This is a genomic window from Tunturiibacter gelidiferens, assembly GCF_013410115.1.
In the GTDB taxonomy this organism is placed as follows: Bacteria; Acidobacteriota; Terriglobia; order Terriglobales; family Acidobacteriaceae; genus Edaphobacter; species Edaphobacter gelidiferens.
This window is the reverse complement of sequence record NZ_JACCCV010000001.1, coordinates 111,559-128,750: the sequence shown is the minus strand read 5'-3', so window position 1 is coordinate 128,750 and position 17,192 is coordinate 111,559. Positions and strand designations below refer to the sequence as shown.

Genomic DNA, 17,192 nt, shown 5'->3' with positions numbered 1-17,192 from the left:
GGTAGCGCTTGGATGCATCCTGTTGCTAGAATCTCGTGCCGGGAAGTAAAGATGTTTGTTGCTGCATCGAAGCTGGTAAGACAACGCAGAGAGCGATAGAAGTAGAGAGCAGTGAGGGGACAACAACAATGATGTTCGATGACACCATCAAGCTTCACGCAACTGCAGCCGATGACAACCATAACTTCGGCGATGAACCCGATGACGAACAGGACGATCTCCACGGCCGCTTCAATGACGACGACGAAGAAGAAGAGGTCACGATGACCTCGGATGACGACGATGAGGAAGCTCAGCTCGACGAAGAAGATACCGACGACGACCCCCACGCCGAAGATGCGAAGCTGTTCGCGCTGCCCCCCTCGCCGGTGCGCAGCTACGAGCCGCCGTCAAAACAGTCGGAGTTGCCGGTAAAGAGCGAGTCCTCGGCAAGCCCGGCGAAGCCCGCGGCAAAGAAGGCCGCTGCACCACCAGCCAAGAAGGCTGCTCCCGCCAAGAAGGCAGCAGCAAAGAAGCCAACTCCCGTAAAGGCAGCGGCGAAGAAGGTCAGCAAACCCGCCGCCAGCAAAACAGCCGCGAAAAAGCCGGCCGCCAAGAAGGTCGTTGCAAAGAAGGTCGCGGCGAAGAAGTCCGCAGTGAAAAAAGTTCTGGCGAAGAAGGCCGCACCAAAGAAGGCCTCCGCCAAATCGAAATCTGCCGCGAAGAAGGTCAGTGCTCTGCGCGGCGGTAAGGTCGCTCCTAAAAAGGCGATCGGCAACAAGGGCACTGCAAGCAGTAAAAAACCAAAGAAGAGAGGTACTACCTTGGCAACTAAGAAAGCAGCAAAGAAGGCACCAGCGAAGAAGGCAGCAGCAAAGAAGGCTCCTGCTAAGAAGGCAGCCAAGAAGGCTCCTGCAAAGAAGGCCGTAAAGAAGGCTGTAAAGAAGGCTGCACCAAAAAAGAAGTAACTAACACCAAGGCAAGCAAATAGGCCCGGACTCCTCAATTGAGAGCCCGGGCCTTTTTGCGTCTGCTGATAAGTTCCTACTTCTTGTTAGCCGTGATCTCAGCCAGAACTTCCGTGCTGTGGACGTTTGGATCGACCTTCTCCCAAACCTTCACAACCTTGCCGTCGGGCGAGATCAAAAAGGTCTCGCGGTTGGCAAACTTCATCACGCCGTAGTTCTTCACCGGCACGCCATACATGTCGACGACCTTGTGGTCCGGGTCAGCGAGCAGCTTGAAGCCAAACGTATCCTTCGAGCACCAGGTCTTATGGCCCTCCACCGTATCCAGGCTCACGCCCAGAACGACCGCGTTCAGAGCATCGTACTTCGCAAGGTCGCGTTGGAAGTTATGCGCCTCAATCGTGCAGCCGGTAGTCTGGTCCTTGGGATAGAAGTAGAGGACGACCCACTTGCCTTTGTAGTCGGCCAGGCTCACCGGCTTGTCCTCCTGCGAGGGCAGGGTAAAGTTGGGCGCCATGGCTCCAGCCTGTATTGTGTCTGCGGCAGGCGCTGCATGCGCCCTGATACCTACGCCGCACGCCGCTGCTACGCCGATGATTGCTGCGATCCAAACTGCTTTGCGCATGGTGGTTCCCCTTATGTCCTTCTCTTAGCTGTAGACGAGTGGCAGCCGCGTTAGACGCCGCCTGAACGCCCTGACCGCAATTTTACCCTTCGAGCGCAGGCTCTTTACAAAGCCATGACAATATCTTTACTTCCCGACGATCGCAATCCCGCCATCGTCCGCCGCCCTCACAATCGCCGCAGGATCAAACATCAGTGTCCTCTCCGCCTCAATCGCCAGGCAGGTAGCACCCGCAGCTTTCATGGCCTCGATCGTTGCGACGCCAATCACTGGCACGTCAAAGCGCATATCCTGGTTGGGTTTCGCGACCTTCACCACCGTCAGACCGCGACGAAGCGTAGTCTCATCTCCCCCCTCAAGCGTCCGAAAAAGCTCGCCGGCCCGCGCGATCGTCGCGTCCGTTCCTTCCATCGCCTCCACCGCAACACAGGCCTGCGCCGCAATCACCACGGTCTGGCCCAGATCATAACCGGCAATCGCCTGCCCAACAGCCCTGCCGTAAACAATGTCCTTCTCCTCTTCCTCATCAGGAGCCCGCCGCGTGAGCACACCAGTCTTCGCCAGCAGCGGCTCCAGATACTGCGTCGAGGAGATTAGTTCGATCCCCTCATCGCCGAGCACCTTCGCCACCGCGCCAAGCAGCATATCGGTATTACGAGTGCGAAGGTTCAGCAGCAGCTTCGCCAGCCGCCAATCCGGCCGAATGCTGGAGAAGATCTGCTTGTGCTTTACCTGACCAGCCATCACGGCCCTCGTTACGCCCTCCGCACGAAACGTCTCAATCAGCCGCGACAGCTCGCCAAGCGACAGCCAATGCACGCGAATGCCGGCATCAGCAGCCGCCCGTTCATTCATCTCAGGGTCGGTCTCTTCGTTGATCGCCGCGACCACAACCTGCAAGCCGTGCGCACGCGCAGCGTCCAGCAGGAGAAACGGAAAGCGCCCGTTCCCCGCAATCAATCCCAACTTCTCTGGTTCGCCCGGTACAGTCATTTTTCACGTCGAGAAAAGCTACTTGGCCGCCGCTGCCACTTCCTGTGCGAGATAAATCGTCTTCCCGCTCTGCGCAGAACGTCGCGCAGCATCGAGAATCCGAACGACAGTGATGTTCGTATCGAGCGAGTTCAGATCATGCTGCGGCTTCACCGTTCCGGCCAGAACCGCCGCAAGATAGTTCAGCGAATCATTTTGCGGAGCCTGGAGCGCCGGCGCAGTCTCAACGTGTTCAGATTTCTCTCCGCTCAAACGAGCGCGAAGCTTCGCACCTGGCGCTGCATCGTCATACACCGTGTCCACATACCCGGTGGCCCCGTAGATCTCCATATCCTTGCGTGCAAAAGGCCAGTTCCACGAGCCCTGAAGGATCGCCTGTGCATGCGGATAGGTCAGCACAACCGTGCTGTCATCATCAACGTTGGGATAAATCTTCGGCTTAATCTGCAGCGTAACCGCGGTCACAGTTGTTGGCAGCTCCCCATGCAGGATCCACGTCGCAAGGTCCACCCCATAGCAACCAAAGTCGAACAGAGCACCCGCGCCATTCTGCTTCGGATCGGTGAGCCAGCTCAAAAACTCCGGATCGACCCCAATCTCCTTCGGACCCTCGTGACCATCATGCACGACCAGCTTCCGCAGATCGCCAATCTTTCCCTCTTCTAGCATCTTTACCGCTGCAGTATTCGAGTTGTACCAGGTCGTCTCGTAGTTCGTCAGGACAGGAACGTTGTACCTCTCCGAGAGCGCCTGAATGGCAAGCGCGTCTTCCACCGTAGTGGCCAGCGGCTTCTCCACCATGGCCGCGATGTGCAACGGCGCAGCCTCCTCAATAGCCGCTCGATGTCCCGCGATCGAGGTATAAACCAGAATCGCCTGCGGCTGCGTATGCTTCAGCATCTCAGCTTCAGTCGCGAAGAACAGATCGCCAGACAGGTGTGTCTTCGCAATATACTTCTGGCGCAGCGCCGGATCAGGTTCAGAGATGCCCACAAGAGCAATCTCCGGGTGCGCGGCGAGATTATGCAGAAAGCCCTGCACATGGCCATGAACCAGCCCGACAATTGCCACACGTGTCGGCGGAGCCGTCTGAGCATCTGCGCTCGTAGAAAAAGAGAAGGTTGCTGCCAGAAAGGAAGCTGCGAAGAGGAGACGATTTCTAACCGACGAGATCATAACGGGCCAAAACTCCAATCTGATGCTGTGTATCAAAGACTCGCGAAACGCTTACTTGATAATCCCACGTTCACTGTTGGCGATAAAATCCGCGAGATAGGCAACGTGTTCGCCCGCTCCGCCGGAGGCAACGGTTTCCCGAATCGCCGCGAGCGCATCAGAGATATTAAGCTTCGATGCAAGCAGCGTACGATAAGCCGCGCGCAGCTCCTTCAACTGTTGCGGAGTAAACCCCTTTCGCTCCAGCCCCACTTTGTTCAACCCGTAAGCGTGATTATTCCGCTCAATCGAGGTCAGCGAGTAGGGAAGCACATTCTGCGTAATCGTTGTGCCCCCACCGATGTAGGAGTACCGTCCAATCCGGCAGAACTGATGCACCGGACACAGCGCACCCACAACCGCGTAATCTTCCACCGTCACATGGCCCGCCAGCGTAGCGGAGTTCGCAAGAATACAACCATTCCCAATCTGCGAGTCATGTCCAATGTGCGTATAGGCCATGATCAGGCACTCACTCCCGACCCTGGTAACTCCCCCGCCGCCCTTGGTCCCACGCGAGATCGTCACATACTCCCGAATCGTGTTGCCATCGCCGATCTCAAGCCGCGTAGGCTCGCCGGCGTACTTCAAATCCTGAGGCGAGATCCCGAGGCAGGCAAACGAGAAGATGCGATTCCCACGCCCCATCGTAAGATGCCCGTCGAGCACAACATGCGATACCAGCTCACACTCCTCGCCAAACACAACATCAGGACCTATCGTGCAATAAGGACCAACCGTGCAGCTGCCAGGGATCTGCGCCCCCGCCGCGACGATGGCTGTGGGATGAATACTCACTCTGCCGGAGCCTCCCGCGTAGCTTTCTTCACAACCCGCGGCACCACTTGGCACATCACCGTAGCATCGCAGACCAGCTTGCCATCCACCGTGATGTTACCCAACATCTTTACAGCGCGGCTTCTCCACTGAAGCACCGTCACCTCAATGCGAAGCTGATCTCCCGGCACCACCGGCCGCCGAAACCTTGCATTCTCAATCCCCGTAAACACCATCAGCTTCTGGTCGCGGTCAGGAATCTCGGTCAGCAGCAGAGCTCCGCCCGTCTGCGCGATAGCCTCCACCATCAGAACCCCAGGCATAATCGGATAGTCTGGAAAGTGTCCCTGAAAGTGCGGCTCGTTGATCGTCACATTCTTAATCGCCACAATCCGTTGCTTCCGCTCCATCTCGATCACGCGATCGATCAGTAGAAAAGGATAGCGGTGCGGCAGCAGGGACATGATCTCGAGAATGTCCATCGTAGTGCGTGCCGCAGTCTGTTCGTCGGCAATCGGATCCGTCGTCGTCTCGCTCATAGCAAGGATGAGTATAAACGCCGGACCGCGCTGAGAGATTTCCGCACTGCAGCGGTCGGCCTAGCTATTGTCTTCGCGACCAACGGGAGCGCCAACCGAAGGGGTATACCCGTCACGAAGTGACCGCCCCGCGCGAAGCGGACCCGCAACATAAGAACCATCACCCCGCTGGCTGAAGCTGCGCCCTCGGAGTCGATCGCGAGATCTCCAGCTCCTCAGGCGTCATATCCACCGCAATATCCGCAAACAGCGGCGTACTCAGGTACCGCTCCCCCGTATCCGGCAGCATGCACAGCACCGTCGATCCCTTCGCAGCCTCAGCACACACCCGCAGCGCACCAGCAAAGGTCGCCCCTGAAGTAATTCCCACGAAGATCCCTTCCTTCAGCGCCAGCTCCCTGCTGCACTTCATGGCATCGCCGTTCGTAATCCGCAGCACCTGGTCAATCCGGTGTTCATCGATCGCATCCTGCGTCAGACTCGAGATAAAGTCCGGGCTCCACCCCTGTTGCGGATGGGGAGTCCACGCCGGATGGCTCCCCGAAGCCGTTCGATCTGCATTCCGCGGCTGCGCCTCCCCGCTCGAGATCATCGGTGCCGCATCCGGCTCGCACACAATAATCTTCGTCTCCGACCTCTTCTCCGCCAGCACCCGCGCCACTCCCTTCAGCGTCCCACCCGTGCCGAACCCCGTCACCCAATAGTCCAGCCGATCGCCCTCAAAATCATTCAGAATCTCCTGCGCCGTCGTGCGCGAGTGCATATCCGCATTCGCTTCATTCTCAAACTGCCGCGTCCGAAACCACCCATGTTTCTCCGCCAGTTCATCCGTCTTCCTGACCATCCCCACCGCCCTCTCCGCCGCAGGTGTCAGCACAATCTTCGCGCCGAGAAACCGCATCAGTTTTCTCCGCTCAACGCTGAACGTCTCCGCCATCACCACCACCAGCGGGTATCCCTTCTGCGCACACACCATAGCAAGCCCAATGCCCGTATTGCCGCTCGTAGCCTCAATCACCGTCTGTCCCGGCTTCAGCGTCCCACGTCGCTCAGCATCCTCGATCACACCCAGCGCAAGCCGGTCCTTCACCGACCCCAGCGGATTGAACGCCTCAATCTTGACAAACAGATTCACATCCGGCGGCCCAAGCTTGTTGATACGAACCACCGGCGTATTTCCCACGGTCTCCAGAATATTTGCAAACTTCCGTTTCATATCGTGTCGCTCCTTCGGCCTGCACAGAGTCTACTCACGCCCGGCTATCCCTACTGTTTTTTCTTCAACAACACATCCGGGTTGAACATATCTGGAGCCGCATCCACGTCATACTCCACCTTCAGCAAAAACGTCTGACTCGTCAGGTCGCCATTGTGATATCGGCTGATCGTAAACGCCGTCGGCAGCCCCTGGATCGTGTGATAGTCCGCATACTCCTCAGCGTCTTCGTCCAAGTCCTTGAACGTCTCATTCCTCCACTCGAAGGTACGGCGTAGCGGCAGGTGCGTCGTGACGTCCAGATCGAGCGTCACCGCGTCATTGTTATCGTTCAGGATCGTCACCTTCTCGGCGAGACGCCGCTCCACCATGCTCGTCCCTTCATAGACCACCACCACGCCCGGAGCCTTCAGCCACGTATTCACTACCGCTTCGACCGAGTGATCCCGGCGTCGATAAAAGTCCTCCACCTGATCTTTCGGCAGTTCGACTCTCCCCTTGTAAGTCACCTCATACCCCTTCCCGGCCGTCCAGATCTGCACAATATCGATCTTCTTCCCCGGCAAAAGAATGCTCTTATCGGTGATAAATCCAACCCGCAGCGCCTCAAAGCGATCAGCAGTAGCAAACTGGCGCGTCGAAGTAAAATCAATCACGACGCCCGTCGGCGTGCCACGAAAGAAGCGTCCAATATGCCCCAACTCACGCATATTGCGCCGATGCAGCCACGCGTCCCCGCCCAGCGCCTCGACCATCTCATCCAGCACCTTGCGCCCATGTTGCTCCGGCGTCTGTCCCGCAGGCATCACAGGAGCAGCACTGGGAATGTCGTTCGCCTGCGACCACAGCGGTTGAGTCGTCCCCAGACCAAGGCCCAGACCAAGAGCAAGCCCGACGCCGATTCTAACCGCAACCTGTTTCATCGAGACTCCGCTCATCCGACCAGCACCGCCCCACCGTTGACGTTGAAGATCTCGCCCGAGATAAACCCCGCGAAGGGAGTACAGAGAAAAAGTATAGGAGCCGCAATCTCATCCACATGCGCCGGACGCCCCAGCGGAATCAAAGAGAGTAGCCTCTTCGAAACCTCCGGATCGCGAAGCACTCCAACGGTAGCATCGGTCGCCACCCAGCCAGGCGCTACGCAGTTGCAGTAGATCCCCTCGCCAATCAGCTCCGTCGAAAGACTTTTGGTCAAACTGATCAGAGCCCCCTTAGTAGCCGCGTAGTCCGCATGAAACGCCTCGCCACGCTGCCCGGCGGTTGAACTGATCAAAACAACATGCCCGCGAGCAGGCCCAATCTGCGGCTGAGCCTTCATCTGCGCCACCGCAGACCGCACCACTCCGAAGACACTATCCAGATTTGTGCCAAGCGTCGTGCGCCACTGCTCGCTCGTCATCTCAGCAATCGGCGCATCATGCGCAGGCCAGATGCCGTGATTCAGAATCGCGCAGTCGAGTCGCTCAAACGCAGCCACCGCCGCCGCAACCAGCGCCGCGCCATCCTCCGGGGTAGAAAGCGTCTGCTCCACCGCACGACAAACCTCCGGGCCACCGCACTCCGCAACGAGAGCCTTAGCCTGCTCCGCCGCAAAGCGATAGTTGAACACCACCTTCGCCCCTGCCCGACAAAACATCCGAACCGTAGCTGCGCCAATTCCGCGCGAACCGCCCGTAATCAATGCGACCTTCCCAGCCAGCGACATCGCAACGCCAGCGTTACCGTCATTCAACATAGATTCGATATATCCCATCAATCTGCTTGACGCAATTGAAGCACACACAGAGAATTCTCTACTAATCTCTCTGAAGGAGTTTGTCGCTCATGAAAATCGCTGTCCTGATCGCCCGCATTCTGCTTGGACTCCTCTTTTTCGTCTTTGGGCTCAACAACTTCTTCCACTTCATGCCCAATCCGCCGATACCCGGCGACGCTGGCGTCTTGGCCAACATCATGTTCGCGCATGGATGGCTGACCTTCCACGGAATCCTCTATACCATCGCGGGGCTCCTGTTGCTCGTGGGCCGATACGTCCCCGTCGGACTCGTAATCTTGGGCCCCATCCTGGTCAACATCCTGCTGTTTCACCTGACCCTGACCGGAGGCGCAGGAATCGGACCCGGCCTGGTCTGCGCTCTCCTCGAGATCTTCCTCATCTGGGCCTACTGGCCTGCCTTCGAAGGAATCTTCACCCCGGACGGCCGCCGAGCCTAACTGCCTCCGCGGCTGTTGCCGCTAACTCCACCGCCGTTGCGGCCGGCTCCCCATCCGGCGACGACCCTCAGAGCATCTCTCTGAGCTAACCGTTTTCCACGCGAGCCTTTATGTCCGAGTACGCCGTCTCGATCAGACTGCTGAGCGATGCGGCGTCTGTTGCTGTTCCCGGTCTCAGCTTCACATGGCGCATGAACTTGCCGGTACCTTGCAACAAGCGGGCCGGATCCGGTAGCGCTGCGCCGTGAAAGAATCCTATGTTTACGTGCGAAGCGAATACATTGACATAGCCGAAAGGCGCATCTCCCAAACATGCAACCGGACATCCGTCATGCAGAAGTTCCCGGACTTCGTCCCCGCATCTTCGCATCCTCTCAAACCACTGCTGCGCCATCGCTCCCAACTCACCTCCATGCTCTTTCATCCACGCATCGATGGAGGGGTCGTGTTCGACGGCGCCGTTAAATCGCAGTAACTCCGTTCTCATCGGAACTCCACCGTCGGCTTGAGTCGAATGTAACGTGGTGCCACTACACGAGAAACAAAGAAATAGGTCCTACAACAGCCTTCTCGCCATACTGTGTCACTTGCGATAAGCCGACCCTCTCGGTACGAGTCGATTCTCAATGCCGGCATCACGCCATCCGCTGAACCCATTGGCTTCGCCAGGATGGCGCCTCAAACGGATCCGCGAAATACTGTGTCTCGTGCACGACCTTGCCGTTGCGGAACTCCATAATGCTCACGGTGTATGCTGCTCGCCCCTGGTAGACGATGGTGTATTCCGTGACCCAGAGATCACCTTTCCCGACAATTCGCTTGACCTCGAACCCCGACGGCTTGCCGGGATGATGACTCCGCAAGGCCTGCAAATTGCTTCGCCCGAAGATTCGCTCGCCTGATTGCGGATAATCACAGATCGAGTCGTCATCGTAAATATCGTGCTCTGCGTTTGCATCGCCTGCTGCCGACGCGCGCCAATGCGCGTTCAATGCTTCGCGTATTTGTTCTTCTTGCATGGCTTGCTCCAGTACTGTTTGGCTCTCATGCTGATCCAACTCGTGGAATGAAACCTGGGCTGCCGGTATTCACCACGTCGTTCAGCCTCTGTCTGGTCTGAATGCGGCTAATCTCGTCAAAGGCGTCTTCTGGAAGCGGAGAGATATTGAAATTCTCTCTCGCCCGGTCCGCAGTCTTTGGCGTGGTAAGCAAAGCCGTGCCGCGTTGCACCGCCCAGGCCAGCAGCACCTGCGCTGGCGTCTTTCCAATTCGCGAGGCGATCGCCACAATCACTGGATCCTCAAGCGGCCCTGGCCGCATTCCATGACCCAAAGGTGCGAAAGCCAATAACACAATGCGCTTCTCCTTGCAGAACTCCAGAAGCTCCGTCTCCGGAAGATGCGGATGCGACTCGACTTGGACGACCGCTGGCTTGATTCTCGCCGATTCGTAGACGGGCAAAAGCCCGTCCAGGGTGATGTCAGACAGTCCAATAGCGCGGCATCTGCCACGATCCACAAGACCCTCCATCGCCCTCCAGGTGTCGAGCAAAGTCACATCGCGGTCGTAAATAACATTGCCGTTTTCATCCCGCGGATCCTGCTCCTCCCCCGGTTGAAACGCAAATGGCGTGTGAATGAGATAGAGATCCAGATAGTTGAGCCTGAGTCTGTCCAGGCTCGCCTCGAAAGCCGGTTCCACGCGCTCGGGCCGATGATTGCTATTCCACAATTTTGTTGTGACGAAGATGTCCTCGCGCGCAATCCCCCCAGCAGCAAGTCCTGCCTGCAAGGCCTCGCCCACCTCACGCTCGTTCCGGTATCGTTCCGCACAGTCGAAGTGTCGAAATCCGGCCTCCAGCGCGTTTTTGGTAGCACTTATCGTCGCTGCTGCATCGGGGATCAGAGTGCCAAATCCGAGTGCGGGCATATGGCCCGCTCCGTGGTTGAGCGATATTTTCGTAGTCCGAAAATCGGAAGATTCGATCATGAAAACCTCGATTGGGACCGAATTGGTGTCTCGACAAGTAGATGCCCACCGCCCTCATCTGATTCATCAGGACGCCTGAATAGCAATTAAGCCAGAGAAATCAGGCATAGTCTATTAGGCGAGCGTACCGGTGACCGTTCACCGTCCTTTAGCATTCTTCGCAGCCAGCAACTTCCTCCGCTCCGCGATCAATCGCTTCTGCTGACCCGCAGGCATCTCAAGCACCGCCCGAACCTTCGGCGGCAGCTTCGCCAACGTAAGCGCATGCCCAGCACTCAGCTCATGCTCCCACTCCGCCTTCCGAAAAACGTCCCAGCTCCTCACGGCAACCCAGAAGATCCGCGCCGCATAAGGAGCCGGAAAGATCCCCTCCCTCTCCAGCAACTCGTAGTAGCGCTCCCTGCCGGCCGAGTAGGAGATAACGCGACTCTTATCGTCTCGCTCAGGGCTTCCCCCCTGATCAACCCGCGACATGGCAAACATCTTGCCGCCAATCGCCTTATCTCCTACCCAGAAGACAAGGCTCCCACTCCACTGCACCGTATCCACCACATGGGGCAGCGTCAGCAGGTAAGCGCGAATCCGTTCGAGATCCATCCCCGCAGTATAAAACCCGGCGCTCAGCCCTTCCGCAGCTTATTCGCCGCCTCCACCGCCCAATTCCAGAACTGAGAGAGCTGTGCGGGCGCGCTCTCGATCAAAACCGCTTGTTCCGTGGGCATGTCACCCTGACTTGCAATCACCTTCGGAGCGGCGCCCCGCCCCCAAATCGATTATTCGAGGATTCGGTGTCTGGGCCTTCTCGAGAGATTTTTCTGGCGTGCTCGTACACTCGACCGACCCCCGCGGCGAACGTAACGAGTCCAGCAATCAGCGCCAAAACAGTGAAAGTATCCATTCGGACTCTCCTTAATCCAGCAGAATTAGACCGCCGCCGGTAAATAGCGCCGCCACGAACAGAATGAGCGACTGATTAGCGACATAGTCCGGGTTCACCATCGCTCGCCCAACTGCTATGACAGTGGTATATTCACACCCCGCCATGACTAGAAAGACGATGCTGGCCAGAATCCCAAGCAATTGCCAGGTTTGTCGCTTAGCCTTCCCTCCGCTGTTGAAGACTCGAGACATTACGCGGGAGGTGGAATCTGCCGCGATTGCGAATGCGACCAGCAACAACTCACCTTGGATTATCAGCTGGGTTGTGCTGACGGGACTCAGACTCGTGAGGCGCTTGTGATCGTAAACGACCCAGATGGGAAACAGGCCGGCCAGCACCACGAACACTGTCCAAAGTGCAAGCTCTTGTATCTTTTCGATCACCCATTTGCGTGCCGGCGGTGTCATGGCTAGTTTTTTAGCACGGTTCCCCGGCATTCGAGCAATTTTCTTTTGAATCTGTGTGGCACCCCGGAGACGAATTCGCTCGAGATCCATCCCCGGAGTATAAAACCCACCGTTCAACTCTTCCGCAGCTTATTCGCCGCCGAGGCCATCGCGTCCGACTTCTTCTCGGCCGCCGTCTGACGAGCCTTAGGCTTGCAGCTCCCCTTCTCCCCTCGACTCTTCCCCGGAACCGGCTCATACCCCGGCCAGCAACGCGACTCCTGCTTCGCTGGTTGCTTCTTAGCTCTGCCGTGTCCGGTCGAACTCTTGTTCTCAGAGTGCTCCTCGGTCCACGCCTGCCCCTTCGCAGTCTTCTTACCGGTCTTATGAGCCGTCTCGCTGGACGAACTATGACCTGCCCCGCGAGTTCGCGTTGAGCTGTTCCGCTTCGGGCTCACTTTTATCCTGGAAGACCTGGAAGGCTTTGACGGCGTACTCCTGGCTGCTGACTTCTTTGCGATTGTCATCCTCATTTAGAAGCATCCACGTCGAAGATGAGCAGCGAGAAAATAGACTTGTCGCCCCCCACCCCAAAAATTTCAACGCAATCGTAAACGAATGGCTCCCTTTGCAGTGGAAGGATCAACCACATGTCCACGCTGTGTCATAACGATCTTCCCTGCCGCAACCAGGTGTCGCGCCGCAGCTCGTGCCGGTTCCATCAAGCCCTCCCAGTCCCGGCGGCTCGCCAGCCCACCCACCGCCTTGGCCGCCTCCGAAGGACAGATCGTCTTATCCCGCCCGCGCTCCGCCAACAACTCAAGAATCGCCGCCTCAAGCTCAGCATCCGACTCCCCCGGCTTATGCCCCCGGCACTCATCGCTGCAGTACTTGATCACATCCCAGTCCCGCTCCCACTTCTTGCGCCACTCAAACGAGCGCCCACACGTCTTGCAGATCTTGTCCTTGTGCGGAGTCGTACGTTCGGGTTTGCGTCTCCGGTCCGGCATAAAGGGAAAGATGCAGAAAGCTCCAGAACCATTCACCGATCCGGGCGGAATCCCGGAAAATTATTACAAAAAGTTGGCGTATTTTTTTGACCTCGAAAAGTGACTGCTAAAACACCACATCAGCCACGCAAATCACCACAACCTCACCACAAAAAACCACCACGAAACGCACCAGAATCAGCAAAACCCACAGCAAAAGACCACTTCGATACCCGGCATTTTTTTTCCCGCAGAACCTCTCCAATTTAGGAGAGACTTGTACCTATCCATGACCAGACAGACGAAACAGAAAAAACAGACCAAAAAACAGGCCACCAGGCCCTCCCCCAAAAAACTTCGCATCGGCATCCTCTTCGGTGGCCGCTCCGGCGAACACGAGGTCTCTCTCCTCTCCGCCGCCTCCATCCTCAACTCCATTGACCAGACAAAATACGAAGTAATTCCCGTCGGAATCACAAAACAAGGCCAGTGGCTCACCTCCACCGACGCCCAGCACCTGCTCGCAGGCAACACAAAACCCGCGCCAATCCAGAAGAAACGCACCACCACTAAATCCGTCGCACTCCGCACCAGCACCAGTAGCCACGAAGCTCTCGCGCAGCAAAACGGCTCCCTCGCCCAATCCCTCGACGTCATCTTCCCCGTCCTCCACGGCACCTTCGGCGAAGACGGCACCATCCAGGGCCTCTTCGAACTAGCCGACATCGCCTACGTAGGCTCTGGCGTCCTCGGCTCCGCCACCGGCATGGACAAGTCTGTGATGAAGCAGCTCTTCGCCGCAGCTGGCTTGCCCCAAACCCCACACGTCAATCTCCTGCGCAGCGAGTGGAAGGCCGAAGCCAAGCGCTGCATCAAGCGCATCGAGAAGAAGCTCTCGTACCCCGTCTTCGTAAAACCAGCGAATCTAGGCTCGTCTGTAGGCATCAGCAAAGTTCACGACCGCAGTGAACTCGCCCCCGCCATGGACCTCGCCGCCAGCTTCGACCGCAAGCTCATCATCGAGCAGGGAGTAGGCGGCCCCGGCGCCAAACCCCGCGAACTCGAAGTAGCCGTCCTCGGCAACGACTCCCCCGAGGCCTCCGTCGTCGGCGAGATCGTCCCCGGCGCCGAATTCTACGACTACAACGCCAAGTACCACTCCGACGCCTCCATCCCCATCATCCCGGCGAAGCTCTCCAAATCCGAATCAAAACAAATCCGCGAGATGGCCATTGCCGCCTTCCGCGCCTGCGACTGCGCGGGTCTAGCCCGTGTCGACTTCCTCATGGAACCGGCGGTGGTAAATAAGAAGGGCAAAGAATCAAAAGCCGCCCACATCTACCTCAACGAAATCAACACCATGCCCGGCTTCACCAGCATCAGCATGTACCCAAAGCTATGGGAAGCCTCCGGCCTACCCTATAGACAACTCATCGACCGCCTCATCGCCCTTGCCGCCGAACGCCACCAAGAAAAACAACAGACCACCTTCACTCGCGTCTAACAGAGATCGCATTGCGGTCACATCTCAGATAAAGGAGGAGATTGAGTATAGATACCATCGGCAAACCCGTCACAGCTCCACACCGCACGCCGACCTACGCTATAGCCTCGTCCCTTCTGCATCTGCTTCTCATCGCCGTTCTCGTCCACCAACACGCCTCCTGGATCGCACCCATCCGCCTCCCCGGCAGTCCGCACGGAACCAATCTGCTTCTGACGTACTCCCCGGGCAAAGCCCCGCTACAAACCTCGGCACCAAACCCCAAGACCCAGCCCAAACAGGCCAAGTCCACCACTCCGCTGCCATCGCCACCCACGCAAAAGCCCAAAGAGCCGACCGCCTCACCCAACGCCGTTTCCCCAGCCTCCGCCCAGCCTGACTCGACCGCTGGCGCCGACTCACTCGGCTCCGGAAACATCAACATCGCTCTGGTAAGTTACTTCCCGCCGCCGAAACCTGATCTGTCCGCGCTCCCACATGGCACCAAAGGCGACGTCATCCTCGACATCGTCATCGACACTACAGGCAAGATCGCCGACATAAAAATGACCAGCGGTCTCGGCCACGGCATCGATGAAAACGTCATCGCCACCGTTCAGCACTGGACCTTCCATCCCGCCACCAAAGACGGCCAGCCCGTAGCCAGCGAGCAGGAACTTCACTTCCACTACGAAAAAGCCTGACAGCCAAAGCGCCAGCGCAGACCGCTAAATCACTTGGCTGTACCTGTAACCGCCAGCCGTCATCGCGGCCAGCAACTCCTCTACCTGCTCTCGTCCGCGCGTCTCCAGGGTGATATCGATCGTCGTATCGCCCAGGTTTACCCCGTAATATGCCCGGTTGTAGAGCGTATCCACGATGTTCGCGCGGTACTTCGCAATCAACAGCGTCAGCTCCGCAAGCGCCCCGGGCTTATCCAGCAGATGAATCCTCAACCGGATCATCCTTCCGTCCTGCACGAGGCCGCGTTCAATAATCCTGCTCAGCAGCGTCACATCGATATTTCCGCCGCACACCATCACCGCAGTATGCGCCCCATTCAACGTAGTCTTCCTCTGTAGTAACGCCGCCAATGCCGCAGCTCCCGCGCCTTCGGCCAATGTTTTTTCGCGCTCGAGCAAAACAAGAATCGCCGAAGCAATCTCATCCTCATCAACGGTCACAATCTCATCGACATAGCGCTCGACCACTGGAAAGGTCGTATCTCCCGCACGCCGCACCGCAATACCATCTGCGATCGTCGTCGAAGGCTCCAGCGTCACCGGATGTCCAACCGTTCGCGCCGCCACCATCGAAGGCAGTCTCGAGGTCTGAACTCCAATCACACGAACCTCCGGGCGCGACTCTTTGATCGCGCAGGCGATCCCGCCAATCAACCCCCCGCCGCCAATAGGAACCACCACCGCTTCCAACTGAGGCACCTGCTCCAGCAGCTCCAGTCCAATCGTGCCCTGGCCGGCCATTACCATCGCATCGTCGAACGGATGAATAAACGTCATTCCCTCCGCCTCGCAAAGCCGTGTAGCCTCCTCGCAAGCCTCGTCATAGTTCGCCCCGTGCAGCACCACCTCCGCGCCAAATCCACGCGTCGCCGTTACCTTTACAAGAGGCGTCGCCAGTGGCATCACGATCAGCGCACGAATCCCTCGCTTCGTCGCGTGGTAGGCCACACCCTGAGCATGGTTCCCCGCGCTTGCCGCCACCACGCCACGCGCAGCTTGCTCCGCCGTCAGCATCGCAATCCGGTTCAGCGCCCCGCGTTCTTTGAACGAGCCGGTCATCTGCAGATTTTCGAGCTTCAAATACACCTGTTGCCCTGTCAGCGCAGACAGCATCTGCGAGTGCGGGCAAGGCGAATAGTAAATCGCTCCACGTACCCGCTCTCGCGCAGCAGCGACGTCCGCAAGGCCGATACTCAATTGGCTTATTGAATCCTTCACAGGCATCATGATCTCTCTTCAAACTCGCAAAACATCAATCTTCTAGCGCAACGCTCAATCACCGCCGCTGACGAAACCGGTTAGCCAGCACAAACTCATCCCGCAACTCCGGCGTCCGCAGATTCTCCCGCACGTGCTGCAATCTTTGCTCCAACGCCAGCAGAGTATCCGCGACCGGCCCGGTGTTCGTCATCGCTACATCTCGCCACATGCTGTATGGACTGGCTCCCAGCCGCGTCGTCTCTCGCAGCGCGCGCCCGCCAATCGCCGCAATCTCCGGAGCATCGCCAAACTTCTCCTCAAGCAGCGCCGCCAGCGCAGTCGACAGCATCTGCGGCAGATGACTCACCCAGGCGCACATCTCGTCGTGCCGCGTCGCATCCATATCCAGCATCCGCGACCCGAAGCACCCAATCCACCCGCGCCAGTCTTTCTCAATCGCTGTCATCTCGACCGCTATCGGCGTAAACAGCCACATCGCGCCATCAAACAATCCCGCCTCCGCCAGCAAAGCGCCTCCAGACTCTTTGCCCGCCATCGGATGTCCAGGAAGAAAAACAGCATCAGCATCTCCTGCGAATAATTGCCGAGCCAACTCCACGATCTCAAGCTTCGTGCTCCCTACATCAGTCACAAGTTGCCCAGTGTGGAGCACGGGCGCCAGTTGCTGCATCCAGTCTTTGATCGCAAGCACCGGGACCGCCAGAACAATTACATCAGCCAGTCGCGCTAGTTCCAGAGCATTCTCTCGACTCGCAGCCCTGCCGTCGATCGCGCCCATCTGCACGGCCGAAGCCATCTCGAGCTGACTCGTATCCCACCCGTCGATGCGGCCCCCAAAACCAGCCGCACGTAGCGCCAGGCCCGTCGAAGCGCCAATAAGCCCTGTCCCAATGATGAATACCCGCTCCATTA

21 protein-coding genes are annotated in these 17,192 nt (G+C 58.0%); 4 read left to right on the top strand and 17 right to left on the bottom strand.

The annotated features are described in order from the left end of the window. The first annotated feature begins 128 nt into the window (after positions 1-128). Positions 129-947, top strand: coding sequence for a hypothetical protein (locus HDF12_RS00520; protein WP_179580353.1), 819 nt, complete (start codon positions 129-131; stop codon positions 945-947). 76 nt (positions 948-1,023) lie between these two features. Here the strand turns inward: HDF12_RS00520 and HDF12_RS00515 are convergent, their stop codons facing one another. The 8 genes from HDF12_RS00515 to HDF12_RS00480 all read right to left on the bottom strand — a co-directional run bounded on the left by HDF12_RS00515 (position 1,024) and on the right by HDF12_RS00480 (position 8,068). Further along, complete coding sequence (locus HDF12_RS00515) at positions 1,024-1,572, bottom strand: peroxiredoxin (RefSeq protein WP_179580351.1); 549 nt, start codon at positions 1,570-1,572, stop codon at positions 1,024-1,026. A gap of 126 nt (positions 1,573-1,698) precedes the next feature. Continuing rightward, a complete protein-coding gene (locus HDF12_RS00510; protein ID WP_179580349.1) occupies positions 1,699-2,565 on the bottom strand; it encodes an LpxI family protein in 867 nt (288 codons plus the stop codon). A gap of 18 nt (positions 2,566-2,583) precedes the next feature. Further along, positions 2,584-3,741 (bottom strand): Gfo/Idh/MocA family protein, encoded by a 1,158-nt coding sequence (locus HDF12_RS00505; protein WP_179580347.1) that lies wholly within the window; start codon positions 3,739-3,741, stop codon positions 2,584-2,586. A gap of 51 nt (positions 3,742-3,792) precedes the next feature. Then, a complete protein-coding gene (gene lpxA, locus HDF12_RS00500; protein ID WP_179580345.1) occupies positions 3,793-4,578 on the bottom strand; it encodes an acyl-ACP--UDP-N-acetylglucosamine O-acyltransferase in 786 nt (261 codons plus the stop codon). Beyond that, positions 4,575-5,096 (bottom strand): 3-hydroxyacyl-ACP dehydratase FabZ, encoded by a 522-nt coding sequence (gene fabZ / locus HDF12_RS00495; protein WP_179580343.1) that lies wholly within the window; start codon positions 5,094-5,096, stop codon positions 4,575-4,577. The genes lpxA and fabZ overlap by 4 nt, the downstream gene beginning before the upstream one ends. A 160-nt stretch (positions 5,097-5,256) precedes the next feature. Next, the gene (locus tag HDF12_RS00490; RefSeq protein WP_179580341.1) at positions 5,257-6,312 is read right to left on the bottom strand and encodes a PLP-dependent cysteine synthase family protein; all 1,056 of its coding nucleotides are present in this window, start codon (positions 6,310-6,312) and stop codon (positions 5,257-5,259) included. A gap of 50 nt (positions 6,313-6,362) precedes the next feature. Beyond that, positions 6,363-7,235, bottom strand: coding sequence for a hypothetical protein (locus HDF12_RS00485; protein ID WP_179580339.1), 873 nt, complete (start codon positions 7,233-7,235; stop codon positions 6,363-6,365). 11 nt (positions 7,236-7,246) lie between these two features. Next, the gene (locus HDF12_RS00480) at positions 7,247-8,068 is read right to left on the bottom strand and encodes an SDR family NAD(P)-dependent oxidoreductase (RefSeq protein WP_257025280.1); all 822 of its coding nucleotides are present in this window, start codon (positions 8,066-8,068) and stop codon (positions 7,247-7,249) included. A gap of 71 nt (positions 8,069-8,139) precedes the next feature. Here HDF12_RS00480 and HDF12_RS00475 point away from each other — a divergent pair, with 71 nt between their 5' ends. After that, on the top strand, positions 8,140-8,529 hold the full coding sequence (locus HDF12_RS00475) for a DoxX family membrane protein (RefSeq protein WP_179580337.1): 390 nt from the start codon (positions 8,140-8,142) through the stop codon (positions 8,527-8,529). Between the two features lie 85 nt (positions 8,530-8,614). On the opposite strand, the gene HDF12_RS00470 is transcribed toward HDF12_RS00475, so the two are convergent. The 7 genes from HDF12_RS00470 to HDF12_RS00440 all read right to left on the bottom strand — a co-directional run bounded on the left by HDF12_RS00470 (position 8,615) and on the right by HDF12_RS00440 (position 12,890). Continuing rightward, positions 8,615-9,016, bottom strand: coding sequence for a DUF1801 domain-containing protein (locus HDF12_RS00470; protein WP_179580335.1), 402 nt, complete (start codon positions 9,014-9,016; stop codon positions 8,615-8,617). A 148-nt stretch (positions 9,017-9,164) separates the two neighbouring features. After that, positions 9,165-9,548 (bottom strand): nuclear transport factor 2 family protein, encoded by a 384-nt coding sequence (locus tag HDF12_RS00465; protein WP_179580333.1) that lies wholly within the window; start codon positions 9,546-9,548, stop codon positions 9,165-9,167. A gap of 25 nt (positions 9,549-9,573) precedes the next feature. After that, entirely contained in the window at positions 9,574-10,518 is a 945-nt protein-coding gene (locus HDF12_RS00460) for an aldo/keto reductase (protein WP_179580331.1), read from the bottom strand. Between the two features lie 138 nt (positions 10,519-10,656). After that, positions 10,657-11,115 carry an MmcQ/YjbR family DNA-binding protein gene (locus tag HDF12_RS00455; protein WP_179580328.1) on the bottom strand — a complete coding sequence of 153 codons (459 nt, stop codon included), beginning with the start codon at positions 11,113-11,115 and terminating at the stop codon, positions 10,657-10,659. Between the two features lie 312 nt (positions 11,116-11,427). Beyond that, the gene (locus HDF12_RS00450; RefSeq protein WP_179580326.1) at positions 11,428-11,955 is read right to left on the bottom strand and encodes a hypothetical protein; all 528 of its coding nucleotides are present in this window, start codon (positions 11,953-11,955) and stop codon (positions 11,428-11,430) included. 23 nt (positions 11,956-11,978) lie between these two features. Further along, the gene (locus HDF12_RS00445) at positions 11,979-12,302 is read right to left on the bottom strand and encodes a hypothetical protein (RefSeq protein ID WP_179580324.1); all 324 of its coding nucleotides are present in this window, start codon (positions 12,300-12,302) and stop codon (positions 11,979-11,981) included. 141 nt (positions 12,303-12,443) lie between these two features. Continuing rightward, the gene (locus HDF12_RS00440; RefSeq protein WP_373563825.1) at positions 12,444-12,890 is read right to left on the bottom strand and encodes a DUF3253 domain-containing protein; all 447 of its coding nucleotides are present in this window, start codon (positions 12,888-12,890) and stop codon (positions 12,444-12,446) included. Between the two features lie 232 nt (positions 12,891-13,122). On the opposite strand from HDF12_RS00440, the gene HDF12_RS00435 reads away from it, so the two are divergent. After that, complete coding sequence (locus tag HDF12_RS00435; RefSeq protein ID WP_179580322.1) at positions 13,123-14,337, top strand: D-alanine--D-alanine ligase; 1,215 nt, start codon at positions 13,123-13,125, stop codon at positions 14,335-14,337. A 41-nt stretch (positions 14,338-14,378) separates the two neighbouring features. Continuing rightward, positions 14,379-15,020, top strand: a complete 642-nt coding sequence (locus tag HDF12_RS00430; protein ID WP_179580320.1) for an energy transducer TonB — start codon at positions 14,379-14,381, stop codon at positions 15,018-15,020. A gap of 24 nt (positions 15,021-15,044) precedes the next feature. On the opposite strand, the gene ilvA is transcribed toward HDF12_RS00430, so the two are convergent. Both ilvA and HDF12_RS00420 read right to left on the bottom strand, forming a co-directional pair. After that, complete coding sequence (gene ilvA / locus HDF12_RS00425) at positions 15,045-16,286, bottom strand: threonine ammonia-lyase (protein WP_373563824.1); 1,242 nt, start codon at positions 16,284-16,286, stop codon at positions 15,045-15,047. A 49-nt stretch (positions 16,287-16,335) separates the two neighbouring features. Further along, entirely contained in the window at positions 16,336-17,190 is an 855-nt protein-coding gene (locus HDF12_RS00420) for a prephenate dehydrogenase (RefSeq protein WP_218892274.1), read from the bottom strand. Positions 17,191-17,192: the final 2 nt, after the last annotated feature.

What these genes read in the sequence shown, in the direction of transcription:
- HDF12_RS00520 (WP_179580353.1), top strand. Translation starts at nt 129, where the DNA reads ATGATGTTCGATGACACCATCAAGCTTCACGCAACTGCAGCCGATGAC.
- HDF12_RS00515 (WP_179580351.1), bottom strand. Translation starts at nt 1,572, where the DNA reads ATGCGCAAAGCAGTTTGGATCGCAGCAATCATCGGCGTAGCAGCGGCG.
- HDF12_RS00510 (WP_179580349.1), bottom strand. Translation starts at nt 2,565, where the DNA reads ATGACTGTACCGGGCGAACCAGAGAAGTTGGGATTGATTGCGGGGAAC.
- HDF12_RS00505 (WP_179580347.1), bottom strand. Translation starts at nt 3,741, where the DNA reads ATGATCTCGTCGGTTAGAAATCGTCTCCTCTTCGCAGCTTCCTTTCTG.
- fabZ (WP_179580343.1), bottom strand. Translation starts at nt 5,096, where the DNA reads ATGAGCGAGACGACGACGGATCCGATTGCCGACGAACAGACTGCGGCA.
- HDF12_RS00490 (WP_179580341.1), bottom strand. Translation starts at nt 6,312, where the DNA reads ATGAAACGGAAGTTTGCAAATATTCTGGAGACCGTGGGAAATACGCCG.
- HDF12_RS00485 (WP_179580339.1), bottom strand. Translation starts at nt 7,235, where the DNA reads ATGAAACAGGTTGCGGTTAGAATCGGCGTCGGGCTTGCTCTTGGTCTG.
- HDF12_RS00480 (WP_257025280.1), bottom strand. Translation starts at nt 8,068, where the DNA reads ATGGGATATATCGAATCTATGTTGAATGACGGTAACGCTGGCGTTGCG.
- HDF12_RS00475 (WP_179580337.1), top strand. Translation starts at nt 8,140, where the DNA reads ATGAAAATCGCTGTCCTGATCGCCCGCATTCTGCTTGGACTCCTCTTT.
- HDF12_RS00470 (WP_179580335.1), bottom strand. Translation starts at nt 9,016, where the DNA reads ATGAGAACGGAGTTACTGCGATTTAACGGCGCCGTCGAACACGACCCC.
- HDF12_RS00465 (WP_179580333.1), bottom strand. Translation starts at nt 9,548, where the DNA reads ATGCAAGAAGAACAAATACGCGAAGCATTGAACGCGCATTGGCGCGCG.
- HDF12_RS00460 (WP_179580331.1), bottom strand. Translation starts at nt 10,518, where the DNA reads ATGATCGAATCTTCCGATTTTCGGACTACGAAAATATCGCTCAACCAC.
- HDF12_RS00455 (WP_179580328.1), bottom strand. Translation starts at nt 11,115, where the DNA reads ATGGATCTCGAACGGATTCGCGCTTACCTGCTGACGCTGCCCCATGTG.
- HDF12_RS00450 (WP_179580326.1), bottom strand. Translation starts at nt 11,955, where the DNA reads ATGGATCTCGAGCGAATTCGTCTCCGGGGTGCCACACAGATTCAAAAG.
- HDF12_RS00435 (WP_179580322.1), top strand. Translation starts at nt 13,123, where the DNA reads ATGACCAGACAGACGAAACAGAAAAAACAGACCAAAAAACAGGCCACC.
- ilvA (WP_373563824.1), bottom strand. Translation starts at nt 16,286, where the DNA reads ATGATGCCTGTGAAGGATTCAATAAGCCAATTGAGTATCGGCCTTGCG.
- HDF12_RS00420 (WP_218892274.1), bottom strand. Translation starts at nt 17,190, where the DNA reads ATGGAGCGGGTATTCATCATTGGGACAGGGCTTATTGGCGCTTCGACG.